Raw genomic sequence first — 17026 nt, forward strand, 5'->3', positions numbered from 1 at the left:
GTCGCGGCACGTGCGCTTGGGGAGGAACGGCATTGGGCAGTGGAGCGATACGCCGGCGGTTCGCGCTCGGTCTGGCCGTACTGACCGCCTCCGGGCTGCTGGCCGTCGCCGCGCCGACGGACGCGCACGCCGCGTCGCACTGTGCCGGACGCAAGGTCCGCACCCTGCCGTTCTCCACCGGCGCCGTGGAGGTGTACAAGCGCGGCGGCTACGTCTGCGCCGTCACCCTCGCCAAGAAGCCCGGCCCCGTACGGAAGATGATGGTGAGCGTCCGCGCCCGCGGCGGCCGGCCGGTCGCCGACGAGGGCCGCTACCGCCACCACGCCGGACCGGTGACCGTGCACGCCGGGCGGCGCTGCGTGTGGGTGAAGGGCAGGGTCGGCGGCGGCTCGATCAACTCCGGCTGGATCCTGTGCTGAACTCGCCCGTCCCACACCGGGGATGGGCCGACTCGCGACCCCTCGCATGTGCGCGCAGCACCGAGGGTTTCCCCTAGGTCCCCTGGTGCTGCCGGGAGTTGGTCCGCTAGCTTCCGGCGCACATCTGTCTCACAGGGGAGTGCGCATGCGCAAGGCGCTCAGATGGCTGCTGGCGCTCACGGTGCTCATAGGCACACTGAGTACGGCGGGGGCGGCCACCGCCGCCGAGCCGGACGCCACCGGCAGCACTGACATCAAGGAGAGACTGCTCTCCGTCCCGGGCATGAGCCTGGTCGAGGAGAAGCCGTACCCCGGGTACCGCTTCTTCGTCCTCAACTACACGCAGCCGGTCGACCACCGCAGCCCCGCCGAGGGCACGTTCCAGCAGCGGATCACCGTGCTGCACAAGGACACCGCACGGCCGACCGTCTTCCACACCAGCGGCTACAGCGTCTCCACCACGCCCCGCCGCAGCGAGCCGACCCAGATCGTGGACGGCAACCAGGTCTCCATGGAGTACCGCTTCTTCACCCCGTCCCGGCCCGAGCCGGCCGACTGGTCCAAGCTGGACATCTGGCAGGCCGCCAGCGACCAGCACCGCATCTTCAAGGCCCTGAAGAAGATCTACACCCAGAACTGGATCTCCACCGGCGGCTCCAAGGGCGGCATGACCGCCACCTACTACGAGCGCTTCTACCCGCGGGACATGGACGGCGTCGTCGCCTATGTCGCCCCCAACGACGTGGTCAACAAGGAGGACTCCGCCTACGACCGCTTCTTCGCGACCGTCGGCACCAAGGAGTGCCGCGACCGGCTGAACGCGGTGCAGCGCGAGGCGCTGGTGCGCCGCGAGCCGCTGGAGAAGAAGTACGAGGCATACGCCGCCGAGAACGGCTACACCTTCGACACCATCGGCAGCCTCGACCGCGCCTTCGAGGCCGTCGTCCTCGACTACGTGTGGGGCTTCTGGCAGTACAGCACCCTGAAGGACTGCGAGCAGATCCCGGCGGACGCAAAGAACGCCACCGACGACGAGATCTGGACCTCGATCGACACGATCTCCGGTTTCTCGTTCTACACGGACCAGGGCCTGAGCCCCTACACGCCGTACTACTACCAGGCCGGCACCCAGTTGGGCGCGCCGACCATCCGGTTCCCGCACATCGAGAAGCAGTACGTCCGCTACGGCTACCAGCCGCCGCGCCACTTCGTCCCCCGCTCGATCCCGATGCGGTTCGAGCCGTGGGTCATGCGCGACGTCGACCGCTGGGTGCGCGACAACGCCCGGCAGATGCTGTTCGTCTACGGCGAGAACGACCCGTGGGGCGCCGAGCCGTTCCGGCTGGGCCGCGGCGCGCGTGACTCCTACGTCCTGACCGCCCCCGGCATGAACCACGGCGCCAACGTGGCCGGGCTCGTCCCCGAGGAGAAGGCCCTCGCCACGGCCCGCATCCTCGACTGGGCGGACGTCACCCCGAGCACGGTGCGGGAGAACCCGGCGGCGGCCAGGCCGCTGGCCGGGTTCGACGCCAAGCTCGACCGGCAGGACGTGGAGAAGGAGCGCGTGCTGCGTCCCTAGCGGGGCGTGACGCGGGAGGACACCGGACGGGCACAGCCCACCGGTGACGGGCCACCGAGCCGGACGTAGAGGGCCGTGGACGCCGGGCAGTCGGACCTGGTGTTCACGGCCTTCGTCACCCGGTACTCCGGCCTCCTCCCGCCCGTGCCGTCACACGCGGTCTCGCGCACCCGGCCGCCGCCCAGGCCGTACACGCAGTCGCCGACCACGGTGCGCGGCCCGCCCCCGCCACCGGGGTCGCCCGGGTGCGGCGGCTGGAGGTTGCGCATGCAGGCGTAGCCGCGCGGGACCGTGCCGTCGCCGTCCTCGTCGGAGGAGGGGCGCTGCTCGCTGATGTGCAGCACGAAGTCCGTCGTCGGCGGGCAGGGCGGCCCCTCGCGGGCGGTGCCGTCGTGGCGGGCGATCACCCGGGCCGCCGCCCGCTCGCTGGTGCACGGCACCTCGGTGAAGCTGGTCCGGCCGAAGGAACTGCACTCGTCGACCGCGAGGAACACCGCTCCGTACCCGGTCGGCCGGGCCGGTCCGGGGGAGACCGTGGACCGCCCGCTCGGGCGGGTGATCTCCGCGCGGTCGCCGCCCGGCGGGCTCTGGCAGCCCGTCAGCAGGGCCGCGGACAGCGCCGTGACCGCGCACACCGCGCCGAGCGACCTTCTCACCTGCATGTCATCCCCCCGAACACCCCGTCCAGCGTGACCCCGCGAACCGGGTCACGCCAGACATGTGGGGCGCTTTGCGCACCCTGGTGGTGCCGCTCCGGGTGCGTGACGTACGGGCACTACGTCCGACGGCCACGCCCGTGACGCCGGGCGGACGTGCCGCGTCTAGTACGTCAGCCCGTGCCCTACGGGATACAGCACCGCCGCCGGGTCGTCCGCCCGCTGCACCGGCACCGGCAGCCTCCCGCGCGGCGCCACCCGGCCCGCGATGACCCGTGCCGCGGCCCGCAGTTCGACGTCGGTCCAGGAGTAGGTCGCGAGGTACGCCGGTACGCCGGGCAGCTGGGCCACGTCGTAGGGGTTGCGGACCGCCACCGCCACCACCGGCGTGCCGGTTGCCAGCAGGGCTTCCACCAGTCGCCGCTGGCCGCTGCCCGCCGTGACGTTGTACGTCCCGGCCACCACCGCGTCCGCCTCCCGCGCCGCCGCGACCGCCCGCGCGACGGCCGAGGCCGAGGGCGCGGTGCCGGTGGACATCGCGGTCGCCGTGAAGCCCAGCTCGCCCAGCGCGCCCGCGAGCACCGCGGTCGGCGGTCCGGTGGTGCCGGAGGGGGAGGCCGGGTCGGCGCCGACGACGAGCAGTCTCGGCTGCCGGCGCCGGGACAGCGGCAGCAGTCCGCCTTCGTTGACCAGCAGGGTGGTGGTGCGCTCGGCGATCCGGTCGGCCGCCGTGAGGTGGGCCCGGACACCGACCGCGCGGTCGACACCGTCCTGGCCGACGTAGGGCTGCCTGAACAGGCCGAGCCTCGCCTTCAGCCGCAGGATGCGCAGGATCGACTCGTCGAGCCGGGACTCGGTGAGCTCGCCGTCCCGGACGGCCTCCAGGACCGCGTTCCAGGCCACCTCCAGGGAGGGCGGGTTGAGCAGTTGGTCCACGCCCGCCTTCAGCGCCAGTACCGGTACCCGGTCGTCGCCGTACTTGGTCCGCACGCCCTCCATGCCGAGGGAGTCGGTGACCACCACCCCGTCGTAGCCCAGCTCCTCGCGCAGGATGCCGGTGAGGATCGGGTGGGAGAGGGTGGCCGGGTCGCCGGAGCCGTCGAGCGCCGGGACCACCAGGTGGGCGGTCATGAGGGAGTCGATGCCCGCCTCGATCGCCGCCCGGAACGGCGGCGCGTCCAGCGCCTCCCACTGCTCACGGCTGTGCGTGATGACCGGCAGGCCGGTGTGGCTGTCGACGGCGGTGTCGCCGTGCCCGGGGAAGTGCTTGGCGGTGGCCGCGACCCCCGAGCGCTGGTACCCGGTCACCTCGGCGGCGACCAGCGCGGCCACCGCCTCCGGGTCGGCGCCGAAGGACCGCACGCCGATGACCGGGTTGGCCGGGTTGACGTTCACGTCGGCCACCGGCGCGTAGTCCTGACGGATGCCCAGGGCGCGCAGCTCGCGCCCGGCGATCCGGCCGAGGGTGCGGGCGTCGGACCGCGAACCTCCCGCGCCCATGGCCATCGCCCCCGGGAACAGGGTCGCCGGTTTGCCGACGCGGGCGACGATGCCGTGCTCCTGGTCGGTGGAGATGAGCACCGGCAGGCCGCGCGGCAGCTGGAGGGACGCCCTCTGGATGCCGTCGGACAGGTCGGCGATCTGGTGCGGGTCGCGGGTGTTGTGCGCCCAGGAGAAGTAGATGATGCCGCCGACCCGGTACCTGGCGAGCAGCTCGGCGGCCGTCCGGACGCCGATCTCCTTGAGGTTGGCGTCGATGTCGGCCTGGTCGGGGGCGGTGGCCGAGTGGCCGTACACCCGCATGACGAACAGCTGGCCGACCTTCTCCTCGAGGGTCATCCGGGAGACGAGCGCCCGGAGCTTCGTGTCGTCGGGGGCGGCGGCCCCGGTGCCGGCCCGGGCGGTGCCGCCGACCGCCAGGGCGGTGGTGACGCCCGCCGTCGCGGCGAGGACGGTGCGTCTGGACGGATGTGCGGTGTTTCCCATGCTTCCCGTGCTGCTGTCGGGCACGTGCGCTCCTTTGGGAGGTGATCCGCGGGGATCCGCTGAAGGAAACTTCCAGGTGGTCACCAATATCCGGGAAGTTTCTGCCAGTCAAGGGAACGCACGGTACCCAACGAGGGGCCGCCGCCGGCGCATGGGAGGGGGGCGCGCCGACGGCGGCGTGCTGCCGGCCGCGGCACGGCGGAGAGGGTGGGTCGGGGGGCGGGCGCCGGCGCCCGGGGGCGCCCCCCCCCCCCCCCGGGCCGCCCCCCCCCCCCCCGGGGGGGGGGCGCGGGCGGGGCGGGGGGGCCCCGGGGGGGGGGGGGGGGGGGGGGGGGGGGGGGGGGGGGGGGGGCGGGGGGGGGGGGCGGGGGGGGGGGGGGGGGGGGGGGGGGGGGGCGGCCCCGCGGCCCCCCCCCCCCCCCCCCCCACACCGCACCACGGGGACTCGTCCGGCAACCGCGGGTTGGACGGACGCGGACGGGGACGGGTTCCCGTATGCGGGGGCAGCTTCCCGGAGTCGGTACGAGGGGGACCCGCGGGACGGGAGGAGTGCCGCGGGCGGCTACGCGGGCGACCCCGGTGCCGCCCCCGGTCGGCCGCGGGTGTGCGCCGCCACCTCGGGCCAGTGGCCGCGCAGGGTCCGCACCGTCTCCGCGATCGCCGGACGCCGCGCCGCGCCCGCGCGCCACAGCGCGTACAACCGCCGGACGGGCATGGGGTCGAGCGGCACCTCCACCACCCCCGCGGGAAGCGGGCCCCGCCCGAGCCGGGGGATCAGCGCGATACCGAGTCCGGCGGCGACCAGGGCGACCAGGGTGGGGTTCTCATCGGCCTGGTGCACGATGTCCGGCTCGTGACCGGCCGCGCGCAGGGTGCGCACCAGCCACTCGTGGCAGACCCGCCCCGGCGGCTGGCAGATCCACCGCTCACCGCCCAGCTCCTCCCGCCGCACCGCCGTACGGCCGGCGAAGGGGTGCCCCTCCGGGACGAGCAGATCGCACAGGTCGTCCCCGACGACCGCCTGCTCCACCCCCGCCGGGGCGGGCAGTGGCGCGATGTCCCAGTCGTGCGCGACGACGAGGTCGACCGCGCCCTTCGCGACCAGGTCCACCGACAGGTGCGGGTCGATCTCGGTGAGCCGGGTGTCGAGTGCGGGATGCCGCCGGGCCAGGTCGGCCAGCACGGAGGGCATCAGCCCGCGCGCCGCCGACGCGAAGGCCGCGATGGTCAGCCGGCCCGCGGGAACCCCGCGCCGCTCCTCCAGCTCGGTCTCCGCCCGCTCCACGATCGCCAGCAACTCCTGAGCCGCTGCCACCAGTTGATGCGCCTCGTCGGTGAGCCGCACGCCTCGGCCCTCGCGCTCGAGGAGCACGGTCCGGGTCTCCCGCTCCAGCTTGGCGATCTGCTGGGACACGGCGGAGGAGGTGTATCCGAGGGCCGCGGCGGCGGCACCGACGGTGCCGTGGACCGAGATGGCGTGCAGGGCGCGGAGCCGCTGGAGGTCGAGCATGGACGGCGGCTCCTTCTCGCTCGGCGGCGCGTGCGTACCCGTATGACGTGGCCGACCGGATCCCCGGGCGCGACCGATTAGACGTGCTTCATCCAACCATGCAGGAATCGTCGCTGGTGCTGAAGGGTTCCGGGCGGTGATCCTCGACGCATGCGCCCTTCCCACGTCCTGCTCGCCGTCCTCGTCGCCGCCGTCTGGGGGGTGAACTTCACGGTCATCGAACTCGGCCTCGACCACTTCCCGCCCCTGCTCTTCTCCGCCCTCCGCTTCCTCGCGGCCGCCGTCCCGGCCGTGTTCCTCGTCGGCCGCCCGAAGGTCGCCTGGAAGTGGATCGTGGCGGTCGGACTGGTGCTGGGCGTGGCCAAGTTCGGGCTGCTGTTCGTCGGGATGGATGCGGGGATGCCCGCCGGGCTGTCCTCCCTGGTGCTCCAGATCCAGGCGGTGTTCACCGCCCTGTTCGCCTTCGCGGTCCTCGGTGAACGCCCCGCCGGGATCCGGCTGGTGGGCATGGCGGTGGCCCTCGCCGGCATCGGTGTCGCGGCCGTCGACGAGGGCGCCTCGGGCCCGCTCGGCGCCTTCGCCCTGGTCGTCGCGGCGGCGGCCTGCTGGGGCGTTTCGAACGTGCTGACCCGCAGGGCCGCACCCCCGGACGCGCTGAACTTCATGGTGTGGGTCAGCACCGTTCCGGTCCTGCCCCTGCTGGCCCTCTCCCTCCTGGTGGAGGGCCCTTCGCGGGACCTGGAGGCGCTGCGCGGGCTGGACTGGCAGGGCGCCGGCACGGTGCTCTACGTCGCCTGGATCACCACGGTGTTCGGCTTCGGCGCCTGGGGCCTGCTGCTGCGCCGCCACCCCGCGTCCACGGTCGCGCCCTTCTCGCTGCTCGTCCCGGTGTTCGGCATGTCGTCGGCCGCGCTGTTCCTGGGCGAGTCGGTGACCCCGCTGCGCTGGGGGGCCGCGGCGCTGCTGGTGGGCGGGGTGGCGCTGGCCTCGGTCACGCCCCGGCGGCGGCAGGCGGCCACGGGGAGCGCAGAACTCGTTCGACGGGCCGGGTCCCTTGCGCGAGACTCCCGTCGTGCCACGAGCGTAGGAGCGACCGCGGAGGAGAGCGCACGGTGAGTTTCACCCTGGAAGGGCCGGTCCTCGAAGGCGCCTTGGTGCGTCTGGAGCCGCTGGAGCAGCGGCACACGGCCGATCTCGCGGTGGCGGCGGAGGAGGACCGGGACACCTACGCGTACACCTGGGTGCCGAGGTCCGACGAGGTCGGCGCCTACGTCGACGCCCAGCTCGCCCGCGCGGCCACCGGCCGGCTGGCCCCCTACGCCCAGGTGTCGCTCGCCACGGGCCGGGCGGTGGGCGCCACCTCGTACTGGGAGCCCCGCAGCTGGGTCAGCGACGACCGGCTCGACGCCATCGAGGTCGGCTTCACCTGGCTCGCCCGCTCGGCCCAGGGCACCGGCCTGAACGCCGAGTCCAAGCTGCTGCTCTTCGGGCACGCCTTCGAGCGGTGGGACGTCGCGCGCGTCGACCTGAAGACGGACGCTCGCAACACCCGCTCCCGCACGGCGATCGAACGCACGGGTGCCCGCTTCGAGGGCGTCCTGCGCAACTGGTCCCGCTCCTGGGTGCCGGGCGAGGAGGGCCGCCTGCGCGACTCCGCGGTCTACTCGATCACGACCGAGGAGTGGCCGGAGTGCCGGCGCCGGCTGAGGGAGCGGGTGGCACGGTGGTCGGCGGCGGCACGGACGGCGTGACACCGGGCGGGCGTGTACGGCGTGCCCCGGGGCGGGCGCGGTCGGCGGCCGTGGGCTTACGGGCGGCCGCTGGCCCACGTCGTCTCCGGGCCGCCGTCGCGCGGCTCCGGGGTGCTCGTGGCGACGTGCACCACCGCCGGCAGGCACAGCGGCGCGCCGATCACCGCTGACGGTCGCCGGGGCGGCCGCCGCGGTCGTCGTCCGGCGGCTTCTCTCAGGCCGATTCGTTGAGCAGGCGGGCCAGGTGGTCACGGCCGGGGGCGAGGAGGTCGGGGAGCGGGGCGGCGTTCTCGTGCCAGCGCTTCTCGTACTCCCAGCAGAGCCAGCCGTCCCAGCCGTGGCGGGAGAGGACCTCCACGCAGTCGGTCAGCGGGAGAACGCCGGCGCCGAGCGCGAGCGGTGTCGGGTCATCGGCGGAGGCGATGTCCTTGACCTGGACGTAGCCGAGGTGCGGGGAGAGGGCCGCGAAGCTCTCGGCCGGCTGCTCACCGCCCAGCCAGGTGTGCATCACGTCCCACAGGGCGCCGACCTGGCGGTGCCCCACCAGCCCGAGGACCCGCATCGCGTCGGCGGCGGTGCGGTGGGAGTCATGGGTCTCCAGCAGGACGCGCACTCCGAGGTCCGTGGCGTACTCGGCGGCCGTGCCCAGCCGCCGGGCGGCCGTCGCGTCGGCCTCCTCGGGGCTCTGGCCGGGGTCGCCGCCGGGGAGCACCCGGACGAAGGGAGCGCCCAGGTCGCGTGCGAGGTCCAGGAGGGAACGGAGCTCGGCGAGGACGGGCTCGTCGTCACCGGGCGCGGCGACCCGGGTGTATCCGGCGACCCCCAGCACCTCGACGCCGGCCGACTTGAACGCGGCCGCCACATCGGCCCGTTCGGAAGGTGTGAGATCCGGATGGACCGGTTCCTCGGGGTGGGCGCGCAGTTCGATGCCGTGGTAGCCGTGCGCGGTCGCGAGGCGCAGCACGTCGGTGAGAGGCATGCCGGGGACGCCGAGGGTGGAGAACGCCAGCTTCATGTGGACGGACCCTACCCGGGACCCCGCCGGTCACTCCTCCTCCGCGCCCGGGTGTCGCGGCTCCGGCCCCCGGGCCCCGTCCCACCCGGGCCGGCACACCGGTCAGCCCTCGTCGGACGCCGTCACACGGGCGGGGCGGTACACGCACACCTGCGCGCCCGTCTTGGCGGTCGTGGTGGAGACCAGCTCGAAGGGGTGCTTGGAGCCGTCCGTGGGGAAAATCGACTTGCCGCCGCCGAGGATCACCGGCATGACGATCAGCTGGAGCTCGTCGACCAGGTCCTCGCTCAGGAGCGTGCGGACGAGCGTGGGGCTGCCCATCATCGCCAGGTCGCCGCCCTCGGTCGCGCGCAGCTCACGGATGCGGCCGACGGCCTCCCCGGCGGGGATGAGGCGGGAGTTGTTCCAGGTCAGGTCCGACTCGCCGAGCGTGCCGGACACGACGTACTTCGGCAGGCTGTTCATCCGGTCGGCGAACGGGTCCCCGGCGCGCTCGGGCCACGCCCCGGCCATCGTCTGCCAGGTCCGCCGCCCGAACAGCAGCGCCTCGGCGTTCTGGATCCCCGCGTCGAAGGCACCGCCGAGCACCTCCGGGTCGAAGTACGGGTGCGACCAACCCCCGTGCGCGAACCCACCGTCGGTGTCCTCCTGGGGGCCACCGGGGGCCTGCACGACGCCGTCGAGGCTGATGAACTCGGTGATCACGATGCGCATGGAACTGCTCCTGCCGGCTTGCTCTGACGATGAACGCAACTACAGACCGACGCTAGCGCCGGAACTCATCGCCTCCACGGCAATTCGCCCGTGAGTGCCGAGAAAGCCGGAGGGCGCCACCAGCCGGAGGGGCGCCGACAGCCGGAGAGGAGCTGAGCGGAGTGCTGGAGAGGAGCTGACAGCTGCCGGACAGGGAGACGACAGGTGCCGGAGAGGAACCGACGGGAGCCGTCAGGCGCCGGGCTCCCGCGCCGTGAGGCGCCCGGGCCCCGGAAGAGCGGGAAGTGCCGTGAGGAGCCGAGACCCACCGGGACGTGAGGGGGTGGGGAGAGCCGCGTCCCAGGGAGCACGGCGAAGCGGCCCGTCAGGAGGCGAGCCGTTCCGCCCCGCCCGACGCCCGCTACTGCCGAGGCGCCCCCGTCGACCCCCGGACCATCAACTCCCCGCGCGCCGAGGCGATTCCGCCGGGCGGTGGTTCCTCCCGGCCCATCGCGACGCGTCCCGCGCGGGCACCCGCCTCCGCCAGGGGCAGGCGGACCGTCGTCAGCGCCGGCACCGCGTCGATGCTGAACGGAAGGTCGTCGAAGCCGGCCACCGAGACGTCCTGGGGGATGCGCAGCCCGGAGTCCCGCAGTGCCGCGCACGCGCCCAGCGCGACGGAGTCGTTCGCGGCCACGATCGCGGTCAACACCGGTTCCCTGCGAAGGAGTTCGAGTGTGGCCTCGTAACCGGACCGGCGGTCGTAGCGACCGTGCACGGTCCGGCGCGGGTCCTCCTCGATGCCGTGCGCGGCGAGCGCGGCCCGGTGTCCCTCGAGGCGGTGCCGGGTGGTCGTGTGCTCCTGAGGGCCGGCGATGTAACCGAGCCGCCGGTGCCCGAGGCCGATCAGGTGCTCGGTCAGTTCCTGGCCGCCGCCGCGGTTGTCGAAGGTAAGGGCGACCGCCCCGGTCTCCGGCGACGGCGGCCGTCCGCACAGCACCACCCGCGTCCCGGCGTCCGCCAGCTTGCGCATCTTCGCGTCCATCGCCGCCCGGTGCGCCGCGTCCTCGATCGCCCCGCCGGTCAGCACTACCGCCGCCGCGCGCTGCCGCTGGAGCAGCGTGAGGTAGGTCAGCTCGCGCTCCGGGGAGCCGCCCGTGTTGCACACGACCGCCAGCCGCTCCCCGCCCGCGCGCCCGCCCGGTCCCCCGATCTCGGACTGGATCGCGCTCGCCATGATCCCGAAGTACGGGTCGGCGATGTCGTTCACCAGGATCCCGACCAGGTCGGACGTGGCGGCGGCCAGCGCGCTCGCGGGGCCGTTGAGCACGTAGTCCAGCTCGTCCACGGCCTTCAGGACGCGCTCCCGGGTGGAGGCGGCCACGGGGTAGTTCCCGTTCAGCACGCGCGACACCGTCGCGGGGGAGACCTGCGCGCGGGCCGCCACGTCCGCCAGGGTCACCGTCATGTCTCGTCCTCCGCCTCGCGCAACTCGTCGTACGACGTCGTACACACCCAGGCCCATGGCCGTGGTTCCGAGCCGACCCTAAGGCCCACCGGTTCACTTGTTCGCTCCCTCGAACAAGTCCGGCCCGGCGGCGGGTTTGCCCGGATCGCTGTTCAGAGGCCGGCTTCCCTCTGGACAGAAAGAGCTTGCTGCTGCGTTCACCCGTCACCGCCGCTCCGATCGGCCGGTGTCGGGTGGGTCGTGCGCGGCGCGCGGATCGCGGACGAAGGAAGGACGGGACACGCAAAACGGTACGTATCACCATGAACGGTGTGACCGGGCGCATGGGCCACCGCCAGCACCTCGTCCGCTCCATCCTGGCCCTCCGCGAACAGGTCGGCCTCGACCTCGCGCCGAACTCGGCCGGGAGTCCTCGGCCGAGGGCCGCCGCATCGACGTGCCGGAGGTCTGCCTGTGACCCTCCGACTGCCCGACGCTCAGGGTCGGCTGCGGACCGACGACCCGCGCGCCGAGCCCCGCACGGCCACCTGGGGAAGCCCTTCACCTCACGTACGGTGTTCTCCGCCGCGCACGTCGTGGCCGATCCGTACGCCGACACCACCCCCGACGCACCGGCCGCCGTCGACTGGGACAGCGTAGGGACAGGGCCGGGGAACGGGCCGGGGAGAGGGGCCGGAAAAAATCCGGGAAGAATCCGGGAAGGCCGTGCAACCCTCCTCGTACCTCGCGGGTCGTACTTCGCGTCAGGACTTCTGAGGGGGGACCCGGGGGGGGATCCGAGGGGTTCTGACGGGGGAGGGGAAACCGAGGGGGCCCGGTCGTCGACCGAGCCCCCTCGAAGTTTCCGCGCTGCGGTCACCCCGCTGCCGCCCGCGCCGCCGTCACGCTCACACCGCCGCGACCTCCGCCGCCGTCGGGAAGGACGCCTGCGCCCCCTCCCTGGTCACCGTCACCGCCCCCACCCGCGCCGCGTAGGCCGCCGCCTCGACGAGCGACTCTCCCGAGCCCAGGCGCCAGGCCAGCGCGGCGGTGAACGCGTCGCCCGCGCCGGTCGTGTCCACGGCCCGCACCTCCACCGACGGCACCCGGGCGACCCCGTGCGACGAGGCCGCCAGCGCGCCCTCCCCGCCCAGCGTCACCACCACCGACCGCGGCCCCTTCGCCAGCAGCAGCCGTGCCCAGTCCTCGGGACGGTCGCTCACACAGGCCGCGCCCAGGATCACCCTCGCCTCGTGCTCGTTGACGATCAGCGGATCGCAGGCCGCCAGCACCTCGGAGGGCAGCGGACGCGGCGGCGAGGGGTTGAGCACGAACCGGCTGTCCGGCGCGAGGCAGCGGACCACCTCCACGACCGTCTCCAGTGGGATCTCCAACTGGGCGGAGACCACCCTGGAGGCGTGGAAGAGGCTCCCGGCGGCGCGCACGTCCTCCGGCGCGAGGCGGCCGTTGGCGCCCGGCGAGACGACGATGCTGTTGTCCCCGGACGGGTCCACCGTGATGAGCGCGACCCCGGTCGGCGCGCCGCCCACCAGCACACCCACCGTGTCGACCCCGGCCGCGCGCAGGGAGTCCAGCAGCAACCGCCCGTGGGCGTCGTCGCCGACCCGGGCCAGCAGGGCGGTGCGGCCCCCGAGCCGGGCCGCGGCGACCGCCTGGTTGGCCCCCTTGCCGCCGGGGTGGACGGCCAGGTCCGAGCCCAGCACCGTCTCCCCGGCGCCCGGCCGGCGTTCGACTCCGATCACCAGGTCGGCGTTGGCCGACCCCACTACCAGCAGGTCGTAGTCGTACATGGAAGCGGCTCCCCACGTCGTCGTGCGCGCAGCGCGTCGTTCACCGCGATCCTGCCCGCTCCGCCCGACGGCTGTCCGACGGACGCGCGAAGGCCGACCTGGACGGGGTGGGTGTTCGAGCGGGCCGCCTCACGCACCGGCCAGTTCGCACCACACGTACTTGCCCCGGTTGCCGTGCCGGGCCAGCGGTTGCCAGCCCCACAGGTCGGAGCAGGCCCGCACCAGCGCGAGCCCCCGCCCACCCTCGTCCTCGCCCACCCGCTCCAGGGGCACGGGTGGCTCCGGCGGTTCGGGATCGGCGTCCCACGCCCCGATCCGCAGCGTGCCCGGCGGCGACCAGCGCACCCGCAGCGCGGCCGGTCCCTTCGTGTGCCGCACGGCGTTGGACACCAACTCCGTGGCGAGCAGCTCGGCCGTGTCGACCAGGCCGATCAGACCGTGCATGGTCAGGATCAGCCGGAGGGTGCGGCGGCTGACGGTGACCGCTCGCACGTCGTTCGGGATGTACAGGGAGTACTCCCAGGGTTCGGCCTCGGACATGCGGCAACTCCCTTTGGCGGGTGGGGATGAGGAGGTGGGCCCGGTGTCATTGCCGCGGCCGTCGTGGCAGGACGGGGCGGTGCGCTTCCGGGATTCCGGCGTTTCCGCAGCGTGTGCGTCGCGTCACCGAACGTAGGGCTAACGTGTCATCCCAAGCAAGTCGATCGCGTAACCTGACCCCGAACGAGCTGCATGAGCAGGCGGGTTGAACGGAGCGATGGATGGTTCTGAGGCGCGAACCCACCGCACGCCAGGTGCGCCTGGGTGTCGAGCTGCGTCGGCTCCGTGATGCGGCAGGGCTCACCGCTCGTGAGGCGGCGGCACTGCTCGGGACGGGGCGCGTCCAGATCAGTCACATCGAGTCCGGCCTCACGGGCGTGAGTGAGCAGCGGCTCCGTCGTCTCGCGTCCCATTACGCCTGCACCGACGAGCGGTTCGTCGACGCCCTGGTCGCGATGGCCACCGACCGGACACGCGGCTGGTGGGAGGAGTACCGGGGGCTGCTGCCCACGTCCTTCCTCGACCTGTCCGAGCTGAACCATCACGCCTCGTTCCGGCGTGATGTCGCGATTCTGTATGTGCCCGGCCTGCTTCAGACGGAGGACTACGCCCGTGCCGTCTTCTCGGGCCGGGTGCCCCAACTCAGCGACGACGAGCTGGAACTGCGTGTCCGCCACCGAATGGCGTGCCAGGACATCACCGTTCCGTACGAGCTGGTCATCCACGAGGCGGCCCTGCGCATCAGGGTGAGTGACCGGGCCGCGACCCGGGCCCAACTCGCCAAGCTGCTGCAGCTCTCCGAGGCTGGCAACATCACCGTGCGCGTGATCCCGTTCGAACTGGACGGCTTCGCCAGGGCCGCCAGCACCATGACGTATGTGGGCGGCCCCGTTCCCAAACTGGACACGGTGGTGCGTGACGTGCCCCAGGGCTCCGCCTTCATCGACTCCGAAGCACAACTCAGCGCCTTTCGAACCCGTTTCCGTAAAGTGGAAGCCGTGTCGCTCGACCCCGAGCAGTCACGTGACTTCATCAACCGGCTGGCGAAAGAGTTGTGAGGCGCACCCCATGGACAACTGGCGGAAGTCGTCCTACTCAGGTCCCGACGACGGCAACGAGTGCGTAGAGATCGCGACCTCTCCCGCCCACGTCGCAGTCCGCGACTCGAAGACCCCGACCGGCCCCACCCTCACCTTCCCCGCCCGAACCTTCGCCGCCTTCCTCGAAGCCCTCAAGGCACCCTCCCACCCCTGACCCCCACCCGGTGTCACACCCCACCGGTACCGTCGGATCATGTCCAACCAGGCGGGGAGTCCCACCGGCGAGCGGCGGCTCGCCGAGCTCGAGGGTGTGCTGGAGCGCATCACCTACGCCAACGAGGAGAACGGCTACACCGTCGCCCGCGTCGACACCGGCCGGGGCAGCGCCGACCTCCTCACGGTCGTCGGAGCGCTGCTCGGCGCCCAGGTCGGTGAGTCGCTGCGGATGGAGGGCCGCTGGGGATCGCACCCGCAGTACGGCAAGCAGTTCCACGTCGAGAACTACACGACCGTCCTCCCCGCCACCGTGCAGGGCATCCGGCGCTACCTCGGCTCCGGCCTGGTCAAGGGCATCGGGCCGGTCTTCGCCGACCGCATCACCCAGCACTTCGGCGTGGAAACCCTGAGGATCATCGAGGAGGAGCCGAAGCGGCTCATCGAGGTCCCGGGTCTCGGCCCCAAGCGGACGAAGAAGATCGCCGACGCCTGGGAGGAGCAGAAGGCGATCAAGGAGGTCATGCTCTTCCTCCAGACCGTCGAGGTGTCGACGTCGATCGCGGTGCGCATCTACAAGAAGTACGGCGACGCCTCCATCTCCGTCGTGAAGAACCAGCCCTACCGGCTGGCCTCCGACGTCTGGGGCATCGGCTTCCTCACCGCCGACCGGATCGCCCGGTCCGTAGGCATCCCGCACGACAGTCCGGAGCGCGTCAAGGCGGGGCTCCAGTACGCCCTGTCCCAGTCCGCCGACCAGGGCCACTGCTTCCTGCCGGAGGAGCGGCTGATCGCGGACGCGGTCAAGCTGCTCCAGGTCGACACCGGTCTGGTCATCGAGTGCCTCGCGGAGCTGGCCGAGCCCCCGGAGGACGGCGACGACCCCGGCGTCGTACGGGAGAAGGTGCCCGGACCGGACGGCGGCGACCCCGTCACCGCCGTCTACCTCGTGCCGTTCCACCGCGCCGAGCTCTCCCTCTCCGCCCAGCTGCTGCGGCTGCTGCGCACCGACGAGGACCGCATGCCAGGCTTCCGCGACGTGGCCTGGGACAAGGCCCTGGCCTGGCTGAAGGGGCGGACCGGGGCCGAGCTCGCGCCGGAGCAGGAGGCGGCCGTGCGGCTGGCCCTCACCGAGAAGGTGGCCGTCCTCACCGGCGGGCCCGGCTGCGGCAAGTCCTTCACGGTCCGCTCGATCGTGGAGCTGGCCCGCGCCAAGAAGGCCAGGGTGGTGCTCGCCGCCCCGACCGGCCGCGCCGCGAAGCGCCTGGCCGAGCTGACCGGCGCGGAGGCGTCCACCGTGCACCGCCTGCTGGAGCTCAAGCCCGGCGGCGACGCGGCCTACGACCGGGACCGGCCGCTGGAGGCCGACCTGGTGGTGGTCGACGAGGCGTCCATGCTCGACCTGCTGCTCGCCAACAAGCTGGTCAAGGCCGTGCCGCCCGGTGCCCACCTCCTTTTCGTCGGCGACGTGGACCAGTTGCCCAGCGTCGGCGCCGGGGAGGTGCTGCGGGACCTGCTGGCCGACGGCGGGCCGATCCCCGCGGTCCGGCTCACCCGGGTCTTCCGCCAGGCCCAGCAGTCCGGCGTGGTGACCAACGCTCACCGGATCAACGCCGGACAGCACCCGGTCACCGACGGCATAAAGGACTTCTTCCTCTTCGTCGAGGACGACACCGAGGAGGCCGGTCGGCTCACCGTGGACGTGGCCGCCCGCCGCATTCCGGCCAGGTTCGGCCTCGACCCCCGCCGGGACGTGCAGGTGCTGGCGCCGATGCACCGGGGACCGGCGGGTGCCGGCACCCTCAACGGGCTCCTTCAGCAGGCCGTCACCCCCGGCCGCCCCGACCTGCCCGAGAAGCGGTTCGGCGGCCGGGTCTTCCGCGTCGGCGACAAGGTCACCCAGATTCGCAACAATTATGAGAAAGGGAAGAACGGTGTCTTCAACGGCACCGTGGGCGTGGTCACGTCGCTCGACCCGGTCGACCAGCGCCTGACGGTGCTGACGGACGAGGACGAGGAGGTGCCCTACGACTTCGACGAGCTGGACGAACTGGCGCACGCCTACGCGGTGACCATCCACCGCTCCCAGGGCAGCGAGTATCCGGCGGTGGTCGTCCCGGTCACCACGGGCGCGTGGATGATGCTCCAGCGCAACCTGCTGTACACGGCGGTCACCCGGGCGAAGCGGCTGGTCGTCCTCGTCGGGTCCCGCAAGGCGATCGGGCAGGCGGTGCGCACCGTCTCCGCGGGACGCCGCTGCACGGCCCTGGCGTTCCGCCTCTCAGGGGCCCGTGTCACACCCGTGAGCGGGCCGTCATCAAAAAATGATCGATCAAATGAGTCGTGAAGGTCACACAGCACTTCCG

The 17026-nt window shown here is 73.0% G+C and carries 15 protein-coding genes and 2 pseudogenes; 9 read left to right on the forward strand and 8 right to left on the reverse strand.

From position 1 onward, the window contains the following. Window positions 1-32 precede the first annotated feature (32 nt). Window positions 33-419, forward strand: coding sequence for a hypothetical protein (locus ACFYOV_RS15440; protein WP_389087633.1), 387 nt, complete (start codon window positions 33-35; stop codon window positions 417-419). A 145-nt stretch (window positions 420-564) separates the two neighbouring features. Continuing rightward, the gene (locus ACFYOV_RS15445) at window positions 565-1998 is read left to right on the forward strand and encodes a S28 family serine protease (RefSeq protein WP_389087635.1); all 1434 of its coding nucleotides are present in this window, start codon (window positions 565-567) and stop codon (window positions 1996-1998) included. Here the strand turns inward: ACFYOV_RS15445 and ACFYOV_RS15450 are convergent. The 3 genes from ACFYOV_RS15450 to ACFYOV_RS15460 form a co-directional block, all read right to left on the reverse strand. Continuing rightward, window positions 1995-2660 carry a hypothetical protein gene (locus tag ACFYOV_RS15450; protein WP_389087637.1) on the reverse strand — a complete coding sequence of 222 codons (666 nt, stop codon included), beginning with the start codon at window positions 2658-2660 and terminating at the stop codon, window positions 1995-1997. The genes ACFYOV_RS15445 and ACFYOV_RS15450 overlap by 4 nt on opposite strands. Window positions 2661-2819: 159 nt before the next feature. Beyond that, entirely contained in the window at window positions 2820-4664 is a 1845-nt protein-coding gene (locus ACFYOV_RS15455; protein ID WP_389087639.1) for a glycoside hydrolase family 3 protein, read from the reverse strand. Window positions 4665-5202: 538 nt separating this feature from the next. Continuing rightward, window positions 5203-6150: a LysR family transcriptional regulator gene (locus tag ACFYOV_RS15460; protein WP_389087641.1), complete on the reverse strand. Its 948-nt coding sequence runs from the start codon at window positions 6148-6150 to the stop codon at window positions 5203-5205. Window positions 6151-6300: 150 nt separating this feature from the next. Between ACFYOV_RS15460 and ACFYOV_RS15465 the strand changes: the two genes are divergently transcribed. Then, entirely contained in the window at window positions 6301-7266 is a 966-nt protein-coding gene (locus ACFYOV_RS15465; protein ID WP_389087644.1) for an EamA family transporter, read from the forward strand. Continuing rightward, window positions 7263-7901: a GNAT family N-acetyltransferase gene (locus ACFYOV_RS15470; RefSeq protein WP_389087646.1), complete on the forward strand. Its 639-nt coding sequence runs from the start codon at window positions 7263-7265 to the stop codon at window positions 7899-7901. Before ACFYOV_RS15465 ends, ACFYOV_RS15470 begins: the two co-directional genes overlap by 4 nt. A 214-nt stretch (window positions 7902-8115) precedes the next feature. On the opposite strand, the gene ACFYOV_RS15475 is transcribed toward ACFYOV_RS15470, so the two are convergent. The 3 genes from ACFYOV_RS15475 to ACFYOV_RS15485 form a co-directional block, all read right to left on the reverse strand. Further along, window positions 8116-8916, reverse strand: coding sequence for a sugar phosphate isomerase/epimerase family protein (locus tag ACFYOV_RS15475; protein ID WP_389087648.1), 801 nt, complete (start codon window positions 8914-8916; stop codon window positions 8116-8118). A 102-nt stretch (window positions 8917-9018) separates the two neighbouring features. Next, window positions 9019-9630, reverse strand: coding sequence for a dihydrofolate reductase family protein (locus ACFYOV_RS15480; RefSeq protein WP_389087650.1), 612 nt, complete (start codon window positions 9628-9630; stop codon window positions 9019-9021). A gap of 400 nt (window positions 9631-10030) precedes the next feature. Beyond that, window positions 10031-11077, reverse strand: a complete 1047-nt coding sequence (locus ACFYOV_RS15485) for a LacI family DNA-binding transcriptional regulator (RefSeq protein WP_389087652.1) — start codon at window positions 11075-11077, stop codon at window positions 10031-10033. A gap of 233 nt (window positions 11078-11310) precedes the next feature. Between ACFYOV_RS15485 and ACFYOV_RS15490 the strand changes: the two are divergent. Further along, window positions 11311-11496 (forward strand): annotated as a pseudogene (locus tag ACFYOV_RS15490) (hypothetical protein); the annotation flags it as partial. Window positions 11497-11530: 34 nt separating this feature from the next. After that, window positions 11531-11712: pseudogene (locus ACFYOV_RS15495) on the forward strand (DUF993 family protein); the annotation flags it as partial. A 252-nt stretch (window positions 11713-11964) separates the two neighbouring features. Here the strand turns inward: ACFYOV_RS15495 and ACFYOV_RS15500 are convergent. Further along, window positions 11965-12867 carry a ribokinase gene (locus ACFYOV_RS15500; protein ID WP_389087655.1) on the reverse strand — a complete coding sequence of 301 codons (903 nt, stop codon included), beginning with the start codon at window positions 12865-12867 and terminating at the stop codon, window positions 11965-11967. 129 nt (window positions 12868-12996) lie between these two features. Beyond that, window positions 12997-13407, reverse strand: a complete 411-nt coding sequence (locus tag ACFYOV_RS15505; protein WP_389087657.1) for an ATP-binding protein — start codon at window positions 13405-13407, stop codon at window positions 12997-12999. A gap of 221 nt (window positions 13408-13628) precedes the next feature. On the opposite strand from ACFYOV_RS15505, the gene ACFYOV_RS15510 reads away from it, so the two are divergent. From ACFYOV_RS15510 to ACFYOV_RS15520, 3 genes are read left to right on the forward strand one after another with little or no spacing between them, the layout of a single operon-like run. Continuing rightward, on the forward strand, window positions 13629-14465 hold the full coding sequence (locus ACFYOV_RS15510; protein WP_389087660.1) for a helix-turn-helix domain-containing protein: 837 nt from the start codon (window positions 13629-13631) through the stop codon (window positions 14463-14465). Window positions 14466-14475: 10 nt separating this feature from the next. Beyond that, entirely contained in the window at window positions 14476-14661 is a 186-nt protein-coding gene (locus tag ACFYOV_RS15515) for a DUF397 domain-containing protein (RefSeq protein WP_389087662.1), read from the forward strand. 39 nt (window positions 14662-14700) lie between these two features. Continuing rightward, the gene (locus ACFYOV_RS15520) at window positions 14701-17007 is read left to right on the forward strand and encodes an ATP-dependent RecD-like DNA helicase (RefSeq protein ID WP_389087664.1); all 2307 of its coding nucleotides are present in this window, start codon (window positions 14701-14703) and stop codon (window positions 17005-17007) included. Window positions 17008-17026 lie beyond the last annotated feature (19 nt).

Source organism: Streptomyces sp. NPDC005931, assembly GCF_042871235.1.
Classification (GTDB): Bacteria; Actinomycetota; Actinomycetes; order Streptomycetales; family Streptomycetaceae; genus Streptomyces.

Excerpts from the sequence above, each read along its gene's own strand:
- ACFYOV_RS15445 (WP_389087635.1), top strand. The coding sequence starts at position 565 with ATGCGCAAGGCGCTCAGATGGCTGCTGGCGCTCACGGTGCTCATAGGC.
- ACFYOV_RS15450 (WP_389087637.1), bottom strand. The coding sequence starts at position 2,660 with ATGCAGGTGAGAAGGTCGCTCGGCGCGGTGTGCGCGGTCACGGCGCTG.
- ACFYOV_RS15460 (WP_389087641.1), bottom strand. The coding sequence starts at position 6,150 with ATGCTCGACCTCCAGCGGCTCCGCGCCCTGCACGCCATCTCGGTCCAC.
- ACFYOV_RS15465 (WP_389087644.1), top strand. The coding sequence starts at position 6,301 with ATGCGCCCTTCCCACGTCCTGCTCGCCGTCCTCGTCGCCGCCGTCTGG.
- ACFYOV_RS15475 (WP_389087648.1), bottom strand. The coding sequence starts at position 8,916 with ATGAAGCTGGCGTTCTCCACCCTCGGCGTCCCCGGCATGCCTCTCACC.
- ACFYOV_RS15480 (WP_389087650.1), bottom strand. The coding sequence starts at position 9,630 with ATGCGCATCGTGATCACCGAGTTCATCAGCCTCGACGGCGTCGTGCAG.
- ACFYOV_RS15485 (WP_389087652.1), bottom strand. The coding sequence starts at position 11,077 with ATGACGGTGACCCTGGCGGACGTGGCGGCCCGCGCGCAGGTCTCCCCC.
- ACFYOV_RS15500 (WP_389087655.1), bottom strand. The coding sequence starts at position 12,867 with ATGTACGACTACGACCTGCTGGTAGTGGGGTCGGCCAACGCCGACCTG.
- ACFYOV_RS15505 (WP_389087657.1), bottom strand. The coding sequence starts at position 13,407 with ATGTCCGAGGCCGAACCCTGGGAGTACTCCCTGTACATCCCGAACGAC.
- ACFYOV_RS15510 (WP_389087660.1), top strand. The coding sequence starts at position 13,629 with ATGGTTCTGAGGCGCGAACCCACCGCACGCCAGGTGCGCCTGGGTGTC.
- ACFYOV_RS15515 (WP_389087662.1), top strand. The coding sequence starts at position 14,476 with ATGGACAACTGGCGGAAGTCGTCCTACTCAGGTCCCGACGACGGCAAC.
- ACFYOV_RS15520 (WP_389087664.1), top strand. The coding sequence starts at position 14,701 with ATGTCCAACCAGGCGGGGAGTCCCACCGGCGAGCGGCGGCTCGCCGAG.